1 protein-coding gene is annotated in these 239 nt (G+C 28.5%); it reads right to left on the bottom strand.

The genetic code is table 11. The annotated features are described in order from the left end of the window. Window positions 1-8: 8 nt before the first annotated feature. The coding region (locus ACX6CF_RS26625; protein WP_458788402.1) for a hypothetical protein at window positions 9-239 on the bottom strand (231 nt) is incomplete at its 5' end.

Below are 239 nucleotides of genomic sequence, written 5' to 3'. Positions count from 1 at the left end.
ATACATGTCTACTTTCCTCCTTGTACTTTTAATGCAGGTATATTATACAATTTATGATGTGAATATTTTTTATAATCTTTTCTTGTTAAATATGCTTCAACACATATTTTAATTCTTTCCGCCATATTTTCATTGAGTACTTGACCGAGTTGCACAGTTGATTCTTTTGGATATCCTATATGACCTTGCTCTTTTATTTTACTACTTACTATTTCTGGTTGTATCATTTCCATTTCATT

The sequence above is a fragment of the Vallitalea sediminicola genome (genome assembly GCF_054408565.1).
Note: the sequence above shows the minus strand (reverse complement) of the source record. Positions and strands in the feature narration are given on the sequence as shown.